General features: G+C 61.3%; 15 protein-coding genes. 7 read left to right on the top strand and 8 right to left on the bottom strand.

The features are described from left to right. Positions 1–3 precede the first annotated feature (3 nt). Positions 4–1,161: an efflux RND transporter periplasmic adaptor subunit gene (locus tag AAIS01_RS13575; RefSeq protein ID WP_343469379.1), complete on the bottom strand. Its 1,158-nt coding sequence runs from the start codon at positions 1,159–1,161 to the stop codon at positions 4–6. 265 nt (positions 1,162–1,426) lie between these two features. Here AAIS01_RS13575 and AAIS01_RS13570 point away from each other — a divergent pair, with 265 nt between their 5' ends. Then, a complete protein-coding gene (locus AAIS01_RS13570) occupies positions 1,427–2,059 on the top strand; it encodes a TetR family transcriptional regulator (RefSeq protein ID WP_343469378.1) in 633 nt (210 codons plus the stop codon). A 106-nt stretch (positions 2,060–2,165) separates the two neighbouring features. On the opposite strand, the gene AAIS01_RS13565 is transcribed toward AAIS01_RS13570, so the two are convergent. The 4 genes from AAIS01_RS13565 to AAIS01_RS13550 all read right to left on the bottom strand — a co-directional run bounded on the left by AAIS01_RS13565 (position 2,166) and on the right by AAIS01_RS13550 (position 5,498). Further along, positions 2,166–2,657 (bottom strand): hypothetical protein, encoded by a 492-nt coding sequence (locus tag AAIS01_RS13565; protein WP_343469377.1) that lies wholly within the window; start codon positions 2,655–2,657, stop codon positions 2,166–2,168. A gap of 274 nt (positions 2,658–2,931) precedes the next feature. Further along, a complete protein-coding gene (locus AAIS01_RS13560) occupies positions 2,932–3,981 on the bottom strand; it encodes an alkene reductase (protein ID WP_343469376.1) in 1,050 nt (349 codons plus the stop codon). A gap of 31 nt (positions 3,982–4,012) precedes the next feature. Beyond that, positions 4,013–5,179: an MFS transporter gene (locus AAIS01_RS13555; protein ID WP_343469375.1), complete on the bottom strand. Its 1,167-nt coding sequence runs from the start codon at positions 5,177–5,179 to the stop codon at positions 4,013–4,015. 16 nt (positions 5,180–5,195) lie between these two features. Then, positions 5,196–5,498, bottom strand: coding sequence for an ArsR/SmtB family transcription factor (locus tag AAIS01_RS13550; protein ID WP_339475792.1), 303 nt, complete (start codon positions 5,496–5,498; stop codon positions 5,196–5,198). Between the two features lie 156 nt (positions 5,499–5,654). Here AAIS01_RS13550 and AAIS01_RS13545 point away from each other — a divergent pair, with 156 nt between their 5' ends. Further along, the gene (locus AAIS01_RS13545; RefSeq protein WP_343469374.1) at positions 5,655–6,239 is read left to right on the top strand and encodes an acyl carrier protein phosphodiesterase; all 585 of its coding nucleotides are present in this window, start codon (positions 5,655–5,657) and stop codon (positions 6,237–6,239) included. Positions 6,240–6,400: 161 nt separating this feature from the next. Here the strand turns inward: AAIS01_RS13545 and AAIS01_RS13540 are convergent, their stop codons facing one another. Both AAIS01_RS13540 and olsB read right to left on the bottom strand, forming a co-directional pair. Continuing rightward, entirely contained in the window at positions 6,401–7,195 is a 795-nt protein-coding gene (locus tag AAIS01_RS13540; RefSeq protein WP_343469430.1) for a lysophospholipid acyltransferase family protein, read from the bottom strand. Then, a complete protein-coding gene (gene olsB, locus AAIS01_RS13535; protein ID WP_343469373.1) occupies positions 7,195–7,950 on the bottom strand; it encodes an L-ornithine N(alpha)-acyltransferase in 756 nt (251 codons plus the stop codon). Before olsB ends, AAIS01_RS13540 begins: the two co-directional genes overlap by 1 nt. A gap of 145 nt (positions 7,951–8,095) precedes the next feature. Here olsB and AAIS01_RS13530 point away from each other — a divergent pair, with 145 nt between their 5' ends. The 5 genes from AAIS01_RS13530 to AAIS01_RS13510 all read left to right on the top strand — a co-directional run bounded on the left by AAIS01_RS13530 (position 8,096) and on the right by AAIS01_RS13510 (position 12,524). Further along, a complete protein-coding gene (locus AAIS01_RS13530) occupies positions 8,096–8,980 on the top strand; it encodes an acyl-CoA dehydrogenase middle domain-containing protein (protein WP_343469372.1) in 885 nt (294 codons plus the stop codon). Between the two features lie 172 nt (positions 8,981–9,152). Beyond that, positions 9,153–10,247, top strand: coding sequence for a serine hydrolase domain-containing protein (locus AAIS01_RS13525; protein WP_343469371.1), 1,095 nt, complete (start codon positions 9,153–9,155; stop codon positions 10,245–10,247). Next, on the top strand, positions 10,244–10,555 hold the full coding sequence (locus tag AAIS01_RS13520; protein ID WP_343469370.1) for an amidase: 312 nt from the start codon (positions 10,244–10,246) through the stop codon (positions 10,553–10,555). The genes AAIS01_RS13525 and AAIS01_RS13520 overlap by 4 nt, the downstream gene beginning before the upstream one ends. 219 nt (positions 10,556–10,774) lie before the next feature. Further along, complete coding sequence (locus AAIS01_RS13515; protein WP_092397192.1) at positions 10,775–11,365, top strand: YceI family protein; 591 nt, start codon at positions 10,775–10,777, stop codon at positions 11,363–11,365. A 1-nt stretch (position 11,366) separates the two neighbouring features. Continuing rightward, positions 11,367–12,524, top strand: coding sequence for a phospholipase D-like domain-containing protein (locus AAIS01_RS13510; RefSeq protein WP_343469369.1), 1,158 nt, complete (start codon positions 11,367–11,369; stop codon positions 12,522–12,524). Positions 12,525–12,651: 127 nt separating this feature from the next. Here the strand turns inward: AAIS01_RS13510 and bglX are convergent, their stop codons facing one another. Next, complete coding sequence (gene bglX / locus AAIS01_RS13505; protein ID WP_343469368.1) at positions 12,652–14,943, bottom strand: beta-glucosidase BglX; 2,292 nt, start codon at positions 14,941–14,943, stop codon at positions 12,652–12,654. Between the last annotated feature and the right edge of the window lie 235 nt (positions 14,944–15,178).

Here is a 15,178-nt window from a genome sequence, read left to right as displayed (position 1 = left end):
GGTTTACTCCCCTTTGCCGCCGGCGGCTTTGTCAGCTGCCTGTGCGGGGGCCGGGTTCTTTTCGCCAACGTTGGTGGCCTCAGTGGCTTTGACTTCCACCCCTGGCCGTACGTACTGCAACCCTTCGGTGATCAGGCGATCGCCAGCCTTGAGCCCGTCTTCGATCAGCCATTGGCTACCGACGGTACGGCTGGCCTTGAGCTGGCGCAGCTCGACCTTGTTGTCCGGGCCCACCACCAGGGCGGTCGGCATGCCTTTGAGGTCACGGGTGACGCCTTGCTGCGGCGCCAGGATGGCCGCGCTGTTCACACCGGCCTGCAATTGCGCGTGGACGAACATGCCCGGCAGCAGGGTGTGGTCAGGGTTAGGGAACACCGCGCGCAGGGTGACCGAACCGGTGGTTTGGTCGACCGACACTTCGGAGAACTCCAGCTTGCCCTCATGGGCATATTGGCTGCCGTCTTCCAGGGTCAGTTTGACCATGGCGGCGTTGTCGCCAGCCTTCTGCAGGCGGCCGCTTTCCAGTTCACGGCGCAGTTGCAGCAGCTCTACAGAACTCTGCGTCACGTCGACGTAAATCGGGTCCAGTTGCTGAATGGTTGCCAGGGCATCGGCCTGGCCGTTGCTGACCAGCGCACCCTCGGTCACCGAGGAACGACCGATGCGACCGGAAATCGGCGCGTAGACCTTGGTGTAGCGCACGTTGATCCGGGCGGTTTGCAGACTGGCTTCCGACTCCAGGCGGTTGGCCACGGCGGTGTCGTATTCCTGGCGGCTGACGGCCTGTTCGTCCACCAATTGTTTATAGCGATCGGAAATGGACTTGGTTGAGCGCAGGTTCGCTTCTGCGCTTTTGAGGGTCGCTTCGTACATCGCCGGGTCAATCTGATACAGCTGCTGGCCGGCCTTGACGTCGGCACCTTCCTTGAACAGACGCTTGAGGATGATGCCGTTGACTTGTGGACGAACTTCCGCGATGCGGAATGCGCTGGTGCGACCCGGAAGCTCCGATGTCAGGGTGAACGGCTGGGTCTTGAGGGTTACGACGCCGACCTGAGGAGCCGGTGCGGCAGGTGCCGCCTCTTCCTTTTTACATCCGCTGAGCAGCGATGCCAGGGCGATGGCGGTAACCAGAGCGGTAACAGCTGGCTTGAATTGCATGGAAATCCTCGGGTCCAGGCGCGTAGGAGGCGCACAAGAAAGTGGAAGGTGAAAAAGAGCGGAATAAACAATTAGTAGGATGCTAAGAAATATACTTACGTACACGGTTGTTTGTAAACACCCAAATTGCGTACCATCGGTCTTTACAAAAGCCTGACAAAAGGCCTGCGCAGGTCGCAGACGCGTTGCGAAAAACGCCGCCTCACATTTTGTTCAGTTGATCCTTACGCATTGCTTACGCATCCTGATTGAGGTGTTTACTGCCATGGTCCGTCGTACCAAAGAGGAAGCCCTGGAAACCCGCAGCCAGATACTCGAAGCGGCCGAAAAAGCCTTTTTCGAGCGCGGTGTGGCCCGCACGACACTGGCTGACATCGCGACCCTGGCCGGTGTAACGCGCGGTGCCATCTACTGGCATTTCAGCAATAAGGCGGACCTGCTCCAGGCCATGCTCGATACGTTGCACGAGCCGCTCGATGACTTGGCCCGCGCCAGTGAAAGTGAAGAGGAGCTTGACCCCCTGGGGTGTGTTCGCAAGCTGCTGGTGCGGTTGTTCCAGCAGGTGGCCCTGGATCCGAAAACCCGACGCATTAATGAGATTTTGTTTCATAAGTGCGAATTCACCGATGAAATGTGCGATTTGCGCCAGCAGCGGCGCCAGGTCAGTCTCGACTGCAATGTGCGTATCGCGTTGTCGTTGCGCAATGCGATGAAGCGTGGCCAGTTGCCGGACGATCTGGATCCCGAAAGGGCAGCAGTCGCCATTCACGCCTACATCGACGGCATTTTGTACCAGTGGCTACTGGCTCCCGACAGCTTCGCACTGGCGGATGAGGCCGAGCGCTGGGTGGAGATTGGGCTGGACATGCTGCACCTGAGCCCCAGCCTGCGCAACTGAAACAAAATGCTTAATTTCATCGGTTTGTGTCAATAGCTGAGCGAGAAGAACGCCGCCGGGTTTTGAGCCCGGCGGCGTGTTTTTTCAGGGGCAGGTGGCCATTTGATTATTCGACGATAAGGCGGACGGTGTAGCTGAAAGGCGGCTCGAGCATTTTCTGGGAGATTTCAGTCCGGCAGCTGTACTGGCCATTGCCTGTATAGGCGGTATTACTTCTCCAGTTGGGTTTATAGCGAGGCTCTATGGCGCCAAAGTGGATAGGCGCTTCGAACCGGGTTTGCAGTTGGCATTCGAAATCATCCAGTCCGTAGACCAAAACTAACTCAATGGGTTGCACTTTCTTTAGTGTAGGTTGCCAGCCAGAGTTGGGGTAGGTGAAGTCCCTTTTATTGGCGAAGTGGATATTGCGGATTGACTTGGGGGCGACATTGTAACCACTCAGGGAAAAGTCTGCGGGCGGCGCAGGGTCGCTCGACAGGGTATTCATTTTCAGAGTGCCGGGCGTATAGTTTGTGACTTCCACGGTGATGCCAGTGTTGGCCATGCTGTTGGCGACCAGTGCGGGCCCAAGTAGCAGGGCCAGGATGAAACTTTTCATGATGTTCATTTTTTTATATGTCTCTCGTGAACGCAAGGCTCGCTAAAGCCTGCATGTTGTTTTTAATGATGTATTGTTTTGAATGGGTGGATCTTGCTGCTCGGTTTTATTATTAGCGGTGTTGGATGTTTGAATCCATAGTGTCAGGATGCTTTGTTGTTATTCGATGTTTCGATGTCTTAATATGACGTGAGCGAGATTAAATATTCGGCATAAAAAAGCCCCGGCTCTTTCGAGTCGGGGCTTTTAATTAAAGCCTGTTTTTACTTCGAACTTACATCACTGGGTAATCGATGTAACCCACCGGGCCTTTCCCGTAGAACGTCTCTGGATGAGGCGTGTTCAGCGGGGCGTCAGCTTTCAAGCGCGCCGGCAGGTCCGGGTTGGCAATGAACGGGACGCCGAAGGCCACCGCATCCGCCTTGCCCTCGGCCAACCAGGCGTTGGCGCTGTCCTTGGTGAAACGTTCGTTGGCAATGTACGGGCCGCCAAAGGCTTGCTTGAGTTGTGGGCCAATGCTGTCTTCGCCTTCCTTTTCACGGGAGCAGATGAAGGCGATGCCCCGCTTGCCCAGTTCGCGGGCTACGTAGCTGAAGGTTTCCAGACGATTGTCGTCGCCCATGTCATGGGAGTCAGCGCGTGGCGCCAGATGTACGCCCACCCGGCCGGCGCCCCAGACTTCGATGGCGGCGTCGGTCACTTCCAGCAGCAGGCGGGCACGGTTTTCCAGGGAGCCGCCGTAGCTGTCGGTGCGCTGGTTGGTGCTGCTTTGCAGGAACTGGTCGAGCAGATAGCCGTTGGCGCCATGGATTTCCACGCCGTCGAAACCGGCAGCCTTGGCGTTCTCGGCGCCTACGCGGTAGGCGTCGATGATGTCGGCGATCTCAGCGGTTTCCAGTGCGCGTGGCGTGGGGTAGTCGGCCAGCGGACGTACCAGGCTCACGTGGCCCTTGGGCTGGATGGCGCTTGGCGCCACCGGCATTTCGCCGTTCAGGTAAGACGGATGGGAGATCCGACCCACGTGCCACAGTTGCAGGAAAATCTTGCCGCCGGCGCCGTGAATGGCCTTGGTCACGTTGCTCCAGCCGCGCACCTGGTCGTTGGACCAGATGCCGGGGGTGTCCGGGTAGCCCACGCCCATGGGGGTGACAGAGGTGGCTTCGCTGAGGATCAGGCCGGCGGAGGCTCGCTGCACGTAGTACTCGGCCATCAGCGCGTTGGGCACACGGCCCGCGTCGGCGCGGCAGCGAGTGAGCGGCGCCATGATGATGCGGTTTTTCAGCTCGATGTCGCCGAGTTTGATCGGATCGAAAATTGTCGCCATGAACTACAACCTCATAAGTGAAGGGGAAAAGTCAGTGAGTTGCGGGGGCCAGGCCGGCATGACCGCCTTGGCGGAAAGTGATCAGGGTGACCAGCAGCGCCAGCACGGCCAGCGCTCCGGCGGCCAGGGGCACGCTGGTCAGGCCCAGGCCGTGGTCGATGACACTGCCGCCGACCCAGGCGCCCAGGGCGTTGCCGATGTTGAAGGCGCCGATGTTCAGGGTAGAAACCAGGTTTGGCGCGGCTTTGCCGAAGGTCACCACGTTGACTTGCAGGGCCGGCACGGCGGCGAAGCAGGCGGTGGCCCAGAGGAACAGGGTGATTTCCGTGGGGATCAGCGCGACGCTGGTCCAGCTCAAGACGGTGGACACCACGGCCATGGTGATGAAAACCCCCATCAGCGTGTTCGCCAGGCTCTTGTCCGCCAGCTTGCCGCCGATGATGTTCCCCAGGGTCAGGCCCAGGCCGATCAGCACCAGGGTCCAGGTCACGCCGCGGGGCGACACGCCAGTGACTTCCCCCAGCAGCGGGGCGACGTAAGTGAACAGGGTGAACACCGAGGCGGAAAACAGCGCGGTCATGCTCAGGGACAGCCACAGGCCTGCGCCCTTGAGGGCGACGAGCTCCGAACGCATGTCGAGTTTTTCTTCATCGCGCTTGGCCGGCAGAAAGCGGATCAGGCCGATCAGCGCAATCACGCCGATGACGGTCACGGCCCAGAAGGTCGAGCGCCAGCCGGCTTCCTGGCCTAGCGCGGTGCCCAGCGGTACGCCGAGCACGTTGGCCAGGGTCAGGCCGGTGAACATCAGGGCCACGGCCGAGGCGCGCTTGTTCGGTGCCACCAGGCCGGCGGCCACCACCGAACCGATGCCGAAGAACGCACCGTGGCACAGGGCGGTGACGACCCTGGCGAACATCAGCACGTTGTAGTCACTGGCGATGGCGCAGAGCAGGTTGCCGATGATGAAAATCCCCATCAGCGCCACCAGGGCTGCCTTGCGTGGCAACCGCGCGGTGGCCAGGGCCATGAACGGTGCCCCGATGGCCACGCCCAGGGCATAGCCGGTCACCAGCCAGCCGGCACCGGGAATCGATACACCCAAGTCGGCCGCCACCTCAGGCAGCAGGCCCATGATGACGAACTCGGTGGTGCCGATGGCAAAGGCGCTCAGGGCCAGGATGATCAGTGAGAGGGGCATGGTGGGTCCTTGTCGATCAGAGCTCTTGGCTCATTTGCTTGAGGAACTGCTGGATCAAATCCTCGTTGCGTTTGAAGAAATGCCATTGACCGACCTTCTGGCTGGTGATCAGCCCCGCCCGTTGCAACACCGCCAGATGTGCCGACACGGTGGACTGCGACAGGCCGCAACGCTGGTCGATCTGTCCGGCGCAAATGCCGAATTCGTGGTTGTGCAGCTGTTCGGGGAACTGGACCTTGGGGTCTTTGAGCCAGTTGAGGATGTCTCGCCGTACTGGGTGCGCCAGGGCTTTTATTATTTCGTCGAGGTCAAGGGTCATGGGTGGCAGCTCGGGATGAGTAAAACGCTATATCGCGATGAAGCGAACCTTAAATCGTTACTTGGCGATATACAAATATGAATTTAATCTGAACACCGAATAAATCGCTATATCGGGTTATAACGATAGGGGGGCGGTGATGCTAAGCTTCGCGCCATGAACTATCTCGCACACCTGCACCTTGGCGGCCCTGGACGGGAACGCCTGCTCGGCAGCCTCTACGGCGACTTCGTCAAAGGGCCGTTGCAAGGGCTCTACGCTCCGCAGATCGAAGCGGCGATTGCCCTGCATCGGCGCATCGACATGTACACCGATCGCCACCCCGTGGTGGATATCGCTTTGTCGCGCTTTTCCACCGTACGGCGGCGCTATGCCGGCATCGTGCTCGACGTGTTTTTCGATCACTGCCTGGCCCGGGACTGGACGGTGTATGGCGAAGGGCCGTTGCTGGACTTCACCTCCCAGGTCTACCGAGTGCTCGCCGCCGAGCCACAGTTGCCTGGACGTTTGGCGCAAATCGCGCCTTACATGGCGGCGGATGACTGGCTGGGGTCTTATCGGGAATTCGAGGTGCTCGGGCAGGTGCTACGAGGCATTTCCCGGCGCCTGTCCCGGCCCGAGGAACTGGCCGGGGCCATGGAAGAATTGATCAGGCTCTATGAGCCGTTGAGCGAAGACTTTCGGTTGTTCTACCCGCAGTTGCAGGGCTTTGCGTTGAGCCAGACAACACCACAACACTAATTGTGGGAGCGGGCTCTGGCTGTCACTGAAGATCAAATGTGGGAGCGAGCCTGCTCGCGATGAGGGCCTGACAGTCAAGAATCAGGTGACTGACAGACCGCTATCGCGAGCAGGCTCGCTCCCACAAGGTCTCTGCACAAGGTCTTTGCAGAGGGCCCGGATCAGGCAGCAATCGCCGCAGGCCGCATCGGCACTTGTTGCTTCTGTGGAATTTCGCCAAACAACGCCTTATGCACCGCCTGTTGCGCCTGGAATGCCAGGGCTGCGCGTTCCTGGCCGTGGCAGGCAATGGGTGGCAGCAGATGGATATGCACGTCGCCCCGGTCATTGGCAAACAAGCGCATCAGATGGGACAACAGATCATCATCGCCAATGAACGGTGCCAGCGAATCAGGCTCGCCGTTGCGCAGGTAACGGATCGCCACCGGTTGCAGTGCCACGTCAGCATCGATGGCCGCCGACAATAAACGACCATGGAAAGTGCGCAGGGAGCGGCCGTCGGTGGTGGTGCCTTCGGGAAACATCAGCAGCGGATGGGCCTGTTCCAGGTGTCGGCCCATCTGCTTGCGGATCAACTGGCTGTCGCCCGAGCCGCGTCGGATAAACAGGCTGCCCGCTTTGGCCGCCAGCCATCCGGCCACGGGCCAGGTGCGCACTTCGGCCTTGGACAGGAAGGACATTGGCGTGAGCATGCCCAGCAGCGGGATATCGGTCCAGGACACATGGTTGCTGACCCACAGCATGGGCTGTTGCGGCATCTGGCCGTGCACCGTCACGTGGAAGGGCAGGGCATGGCTCAGGCGCGCCATGAAAAAACGCGACCAGCGCTGGCGACGTACCATGGAGTTGGCCACACCCAACCGTTCAAACAGCCCGAACACGCTGGCCATGCTCAGGCCCAGCGCCACCACCAGCAACACTCGCGCGATTCGCGCGTACACCCGCAACCGACTCATCATACCGCTGCCTTGAAGTGGCGGGCGTAGCGTGGGCACAGTTCGTCGCGCTTGAGCAGGATGAACACGTCGGCCACCTGGAAATCCTCATCCCAGCACGGCTCACCACAGATCTTCGCGCCCAGGCGCATGTAAGCCTTGAGCAGAGGTGGCATTTCGGCGATGACGTTGGACGGCACGTCCAGGGCCGGCAACGGTTTTTTTGGCTCCGCGCGCAGGTGTTCGGTGCACAGATAACGTTCGCGCAGGCGTTGCATGATCGCTTGGGCCTGGACGCCGCCATCCTGCATCGGGATGCTCGCGCAGCCCATCAGGTAGCTGTAGCCGCCCTCGTTCAACACTTCGGCCAGTTCGCCCCAGAGTACCGCGATGGTGCCACCGTTGCGGTAGGCCGGGTCGACGCAGGTGCGGCCGATTTCCAGGATCGGGCCCTTGAGCTGGACCAGCCCGTGAAGGCTGAACTCTTCTTCACTGTAGAACCGGCCCAGGCTGCTGGCGGCGTGGTGATCGAGCAGGCGCGTCGTCGCCACGAGGCGGCCGGTGTTCAGGTCGCGTACGCCGATGTGGGCGCAGTGAACATCATAGTCGTCCATGTCCAGACCCATTTCCGCGCCTTTGAGCTTGGCGTTGAATTCGCCGCTGAAGACGTTGAAGCGCAGGGCCTGGGCTTCTTGCAGAGCGTTGGCGCCAATCAGGCGTTCGGCTTGCAGGCGGCGTTCATTGCCAGTGTCGCTGATGCGGGCGATCTGAGTCATAGCGAATCTCCGTGCGGGCTGTTCAGTTGCAGCCGATCGACTTTCTTTATGCAGCCATGTTGTGCAAAGTCAGGCTATGTAGCCCCGGTGTCATCGCCATGAAGCTTTGGTGATGCTTATATGACAGCCCATTGAGGAGCCTCCCATGCCTTGGCAAAACCTGATCGAACGCGGCGAACGACTGCCCGCCCATCCGGACCTGGCCGAGGGTTATGCGTCCTTGCTGCAACGCCTGGGGCCGGTGACGCCGTTCGAACTGGCCGTAATGGGCGCGCGATTGATGGCAACGCCGGGGTTGGCGTTTCTGGTGGGCTATCAGGCGGCGCTACGGGTACTTTGGCCCAGCGCGCCCCAGAGCCTGGGCGCCTTGTGCGCCACGGAACAACGCAGCCTGCGCCCGGCGGACATGCAGACTCGCGTCACCGACCTGCGTTTGAGCGGGCGCAAGGATTTCGTGACTGCCGGTGATGCCGCCGAGTGGCTGCTGATCGCCGCTCGCAGCGAAGCACCCGGCGAGCCGCCGCGGTTGAATCTTGCGGTGGTTTATCCCGGAGAGCCGGGCGTAACCCTGGAAAAACTCCCGGCCATTGCCCTGATGCCAGACATCAGCCATGGCCGGGTGCTGCTGGATGCCGCGCTGTGCGAGTTGTTGGCCGGCGACGGTTGGGACGCCTACGTCAAACCGTTCCGCACCCTGGAAGACCTTTATGTACTCAGTGCCATGGCTGCTTGGTTGTATGGCGTGGGGCAGGAGTGCGCTTGGCCCCAAGCCCTGCAATTGCGCCTGCTGGGGTTGCTGGCAGGTTGCGCTGAAGTGAGCCGTCACAACCCGTCCAGCGCGGCCGGGCATGTGCTGCTGGGTGGGTTGTTCGCGCAGTTCAACGGGCTCGATGAAGAACTGAGCGACGCCCTGGCCGCCGGCCCGGCGTTGTGGCGCGAGATGTGGACGCGGGATAAAGCCGTGATGGACATGGCGGCGGGGGCGCGGGCCAAGCGGTTGGCCAAGGCGTTGGGATCTTCATTGATTTGAAGGCCCTCATCGCGGGCAAGCCTTGCTCCTACAGGTCAGTGCCAAATGACAGTCTGCCGTAGACCTGTGGGAGCAAGGCTTGCCCGCGATGGCGTCAGGACTGTCGACACAAATACCCAAATTGTCATCAAGTCTGAATAGGCTCGAAGGTTAAACCCTGCGAGCCCCAAGCATGTCCAAAGGCTGGTTCCTGATCCCGCTGCTGATACTCAACCTGAGCGTCCAGGCCGAAAACTGGCCTGGCGAGCAGTGGTCAATCGGCCCGCCCCCCACCGGACCGGCCATCGAAGCCCTGGAGCAATACGCCTTCCCACTCCGGGACGATGCGAGCCGTGAGGGCATCCGCACCGATGCGTTGCTGGTGATCCAGGACGGTCGACTGGTCTATGAACGCTACGCCGGACCGACCACCGCCCAGACCCCGCACCTGACCTGGTCCATCAGCAAAAGCCTGCTGGCGGCGGTGTTCGGCGTGGCCTACGGTGAACAGCGTTTTGCCCTGGACGATCCGGCAGCCAAGTACTACCCACCCCTGAACCGGCATCCGGACATGACCCTGGCCGATCTGTTCCACTGGGCCTCGGGCCTGGACTGGCAAGAGGATTACGAATACGCACCGCTCAAGTCCTCGGTGGTAGCGATGCTCTACACCCGGGGGCGTCACGACATGGCGGCGTTCACCGCGCAGCATGCAAGCTTCAGCCCGCCGGGACAGGCGTTCCGTTATTCGAGCGGCGACAGCAACCTGCTGGCGGCGGCTTTGAAAAATATCGTCGGCCCGGCGCGCTATCCCGATTATCCCTGGACGGCGCTGTTCGAGCCGCTGGGCATCCGCCACGCCACCTGGGAAACCGACGCCGCCGGCACGTTTGTCGGGTCGTCCTACGCCTACCTCACGGCGCGCGACCTGGCGCGTGTAGGGCTGTTGATGCAACGGGAGGGACGCTGGGGCGAGCGGCAGCTGATCCCGCAAGCCTGGGTGACGTTCAATCGCGAGCCCTTCGCCCGCTTCCGGGCCGGCCAGGACGAAGCGGTGCCCGGTGGGCATTGGTGGCTCAACCGCGCTGCCGATCCGGCCATCCGCCCGTGGCCCGATGCGCCGCCGGATACGTTTGCCGCGCTGGGCCATTGGGGGCAGGCGCTGTACGTGATCCCCAGCGCCGGGCTGGTGATCGTGCGCTACGGTGATGACCGCGACGGCCGCTACCGTCACAACGAATTGCTCAAGCGAGCCATGGCGGCGTTCGCCGAAACGGTACAGCCATGAAACGCAGACTGTTGCTCACTCTGATGTTAGTGCTTGTGGTGGCGTTGCTCGGCTGGGCCTGGCTCGAGCGGGTGGCGTTGCGGGCCTTCCCCGACATCATCAGCGCCTACACCGCCAAGGAGTATTGCTCGTGTCGTTACGTGATGGAGCAACCGACGGACTATTGCCATGGTTATGTGAAACAGTGGGTGCCCATCAGCGATTTGTTCGAGAGCCCTGAAGCAAAACGCATCACCGTCGCCGGGTTGGGGCGAAGCAATAGCGCGCGGTGGATGGGCGAGAGGCAGGGGTGTCGGTTGGAGCCGTGACCGGATTTGTGGGAGCAGGGCTTGCCCGCGATGCAGGCGCCGCGTTTCAGCAGTAAACCCCAGTGATCGTTCATCGCGAGCAAGCTTTGCTCCCACACATTTTGAATCCCCCTTGTCAAAGGACCTGTGTGTTCCCGAAGGGGGATTGAAACAGAAGGTTTGCAAGTGCCCTCGGCCCGGTTAAGGTTCGCCACAGGTTTATCTGCCCTTCGAGTGTGTATGTTCAAGCGGTCTTTTTCTCATGCTGTCGCGACCTTGCTGCTGGCCTGCGCCGCGCTGCCGGCCCAGGCCAATTGGTACCTGGACGGCGAATCGTCGCGGCTGTCGTTTATCAGCAGCAAAAATGGCAACGTGTCCGAGGTCCAGCGCTTCCTGGTGCTGCACGGTCAGGTCCAGCCCAAGGGGATGGTCCGGCTGGAAGTGGAGCTGGAGTCGGTCAACAGTGGCATTCCCCTGCGTGACGAGCGCATGCGCGCCGAGTTGTTTGAGATCAAGCAATTTGCCGATGCCTCCATCACTGCGCAGCTCGACCTGTTACCGATCCAGGACCTGGCCAACGGCGCCCAATTGGAACTGCGCTTGCCGCTGACCGTGGACCTGCACGGCAAGCAACAGGTGTATCAGGCCGAACTGCTGGCCACGCGCCTGGATGAACGACGCTTCCAGGTCGTGACCCTGGAGCCGGTGGTGCTCAATGCGGCGGATTTCGACCTGGCGCCGGGATTGGAGAAGCTGCGCAAACAGGCCGGGTTGTCGGCCATCAGCCTCGCAGTGCCGGTGAATGCGGTGCTGATTTTCACGGCGCGCTGACATGGGCGGCCCGGTATTCCCGTGGCGCGAGGGCAATCGCTTCGAGTTGTTGATCGATGGCCCACGGTTTTTCCCACGCATGCTGGTGGAAATCGCCCGCGCCCAGGAACAGGTTGAGCTGGAGCTGTACCTGGTGGAAGCGGGGACGTGCGCCGAGGCGATGGTTCAGGCGCTCGTCCAGGCTGCCGAGCGCGGTGTTCGCGTGCGTTGCCTGTTCGATGACTACGGCAGCCTGGCGTTTACCCAGGACCTGCGCCATCGCCTGATCGAGGCGGGCGTGGAGTTGCGTTTTTACAATCGCCTGAGTTGGCGACGCTGGGTACGGAATTTATATCGGGACCACCGCAAGTTGCTCTTGGTGGACCAGCGCCTGGCGGTGGTGGGCGGCACCGGGGTCACCGATGAGTTCTGGAGCCCGCTGGATGACCGCTGCGAGTGGCACGAGGTGATGGTGGAAATCGTCGGCCCCTTGGTGCTGGACTGGCAGTTGCTGTTTGACCGTCAATGGCTCGCCAACCGCCATCGCCGTGCCTGGAAGCCGGCGTCCAATTTCGGCTTGCCGCGCTTGCCCCGGGTACCGCCCATGGGCGAGGGCATGGGGCGGGTGGCGTATGCCGACGCCCGCCAGAATCGCGACATTCTGCAATCGCTGTCCCGGGCCCTGAACAGCGGTCAGAAGCGGATCTGGATGGCGACCCCGTACTTTTTGCCCACCTGGAACGTGCGCCGCTCCTTGCGCAAGGCTGCCGCCCGCGGCCTCGATGTGCGCCTGCTGCTCACCGGGCCGCGCACCGATCACCCGTCCGTGCGCTACGCCGGGCACCGTTATTACCCGCGTCTGCTCAAGGCTGGGGTGAAAATCTTCGAATACCAGCCGTGTTTCCTGCACCTGAAGATGGTGCTGGTGGACGACTGGGTCAGCATCGGCTCCTGTAATTTCGATCACTGGAACCTGCGCTTCAATCTGGAAGCCAACCTCGAAGCCCTCGACACGGCACTCAGCACTGCGGTGGCGGCGAGTTTCGAGCGAGACTTCGCCCAGAGCCTGGAGGTCAGTCTCGACGCCTGGAAGCGTCGGCCGCTGTGGAAACGCGTCAAGCAACGGGTATGGGGGTTGGTGGATCGGGTGGTGGTGAATCTGCTGGGGCGGCGGGGCTAAGGTTCACCAAAAATCAATGTGGGAGCGAGCCTGCTCGCGATGGCGGCCTGACAGTCAATGATGCGGTGACTGCTAGATCCTCATCGCGAGCAGGCTCGCTCCCACAGGTTTTTGCGGTGTTGGTAAATCAGAGCAACTCAAAACTCTGTTGCTTCACATCCTGGGAATCCAGGCCGATCTGTACGTTGAACTTGCCCGGTTCAGCGGCGTACTTGAGCTGGGCGTTGTAGAACTTCAGATCGTCTTCGGTGATGGTGAAGTGAATGACTTTCTTCTCGCCAGCCTTGAGCATCACTTTGCGGAAGTCCTTCAGCTCCTTCACCGGGCGGATGATCGAGCCGGTCACGTCCTGGATATAGAGTTGCACCACGGTTTCGCCGTCACGCTCGCCAGTGTTTTCCAGGGTCACGCTGGCATCGAGCTTGCCGGTCTTGTTCAGCGTGGTGGACGACAGGGCCATGTCCGACAGGCTGAATTCGGTGTAGCTCAGGCCGTAGCCGAACGGGTAGAGCGGGCCTGTGGTGTCGTCGAAGTATTGCGAGGTGTAGTTGCCCGGCTTGCCTGGCGTGAATGGCCGGCCAACGCTCAGGTGGTTGTAGTAGGTTGGAATCTGTCCCACCGAGCGCGGGAAGGAAATCGGCAGCTTGCCCGACGGGTTGTAGTCGCCGAACAACACGTCGGCGATGGCGTTGCCGCCTTCGGTGCCACTGAACCAGGTTTCCAGGATCGCATCGGCCTGTTGCTTTTCTTCCACCAGCGACAGTGGGCGGCCGTTCATCAGCACCAGCACCAGTGGTTTGCCGGTGGCCTTCAGCGCCTTGATCAGCTCGCGTTGGCTGGCGGGGATGCTCAGTTCAGTACGGCTCGAGGATTCGTGGGACATGCCGCGGGACTCGCCCACGGCGGCTACCACGACATCGGCTTGCTGGGCGGCCTTGACGGCTTCGTCGATCAGCACCTGGGCAGGGCGCGGGTCATCGACCACTTCCGGGGCGTCGAAGTTGAGGAAGTTCAGGTAGTCGAGCACTTTCTTGTCGCCGGTGATGTTGGCGCCACGGGCGTAGATCAGCGTTGATTCTGCGCCCAGGGCGCGGGTCATGCCGTCGAACAAAGTCACTGATTGCGCCGGGCGACCGGCAGCAGCCCAACTGCCCATCATGTCGATCGGTGCCTTGGCCAGCGGGCCGACCAGGGCGATTTTTGCGCTCTTCTTCAGGGGCAGGGTCTGGTTGCGGTTTTCCAGCAGGACCAGGCTCCGGCGGGCCACGTCACGGGCGTCGGCACGGTGCAGGCGGCTTTCGGCGTAGGTGTCGGCCGGGTCGTCCTCGGCCTTGCCGATGCGCAGGTACGGATCCTTGAACAGGCCCATGTCATATTTGGCGGCGAGGACTTCGCGCACCGCATTGTCGATGTCGCTCTGCTCGATTTCCCCGGCCTTGAGCAGCCCAGGCAGCTCCTTGCCGTACAGCGAGTCGTTCATGCTCATGTCGATGCCGGCCTTGATCGCCAGCTTCGCCGCTTCGCGACCGTCGCGGGCCACGCCATGTTTGATCAGTTCGAAGATGGCGCCGTGGTCACTCACCGCAAGACCCTTGAACCCCCATTCCTTGCGCAACAGGTCGTGCATCAGCCAGGTGTTGGCGGTGGCGGGCACGCCGTTGATGGAGTTCAGCGCGACCATCACCCCGCCGGCACCCGCATCGATGGCGGCACGGTAGGGGGGCAGGTAGTCCTGGTACATTTTCACCGGGCTCATGTCCACGATGTTGTAGTCCCGGCCACCTTCCACCGCACCGTACAGGGCGAAGTGCTTGACGCTGGCCATGATGCTGTCGGCCGCGTTGGCGCCACTGCCCTGGAAGGCTTTGACCATCACCCCAGCGATGCGCGACACCAGGTAGGTGTCCTCGCCAAAGCCTTCGGAGGTCCGGCCCCAGCGTGGGTCGCGGGAAATATCCACCATCGGCGCGAAGGTGATGTCCAGGCTGTCGGCCGCCGCTTCCTTGGCAGCGACGCGGCCGGAGCGGTAGATGGCGTCCATGTCCCAGCTCGAGGCCAGGGCCAGGGGGATCGGGAAAATGGTACGGTGGCCGTGGATCACGTCATAGGCGAAGAACATCGGGATCTTCAGCCGGCTGCGCATGGCCGCATCCTGCATCGGGCGGTTTTCCGCACGGGTGATGGAGTTGAACGTCCCGCCGATGTTGCCGGCGGCGATTTCCTTGCGAATCATCTCCCGAGGCATCTCGGGGCCGATGCTGATCAGGCGCAACTGGCCGATCTTTTCCTCGAGGGTCATCTGCTTCATCAGGTGGCTGATGAAGGCATCCTTGTTTTCCATCGGGGTTGGCAGGTTGTCAGCTACTACGGATTGACTGGCCAGTGTGACAAAAAGGCCCAGCAAACACAGCTTCTTCATGAATGGTTTCTCGCAAGCCTAAGGGCGGTCATCAGTACACGCCGTCAGCAAAATGTGAGGAGCGGCTATTGTTGTTCGAGTATTGTCTGAATAAGAGCAGCACAGTTTTCGAACGCACGCGGATGAACTTAGTTTCGTGCCGGGCATCTTTTAGCCCACCGACCCTGATTCAATCCCGTGGCGGCGGCAGATTATGCCCCAGACACCGGAGAGATAGGTGACTGTGTTTTTTCAA

Source organism: Pseudomonas halotolerans (assembly GCF_039581215.1).
In the GTDB taxonomy this organism is placed as follows: Bacteria; Pseudomonadota; Gammaproteobacteria; order Pseudomonadales; family Pseudomonadaceae; genus Aquipseudomonas; species Aquipseudomonas tehranensis.
Note: the sequence above shows the minus strand (reverse complement) of the source record. Positions and strands in the feature narration are given on the sequence as shown.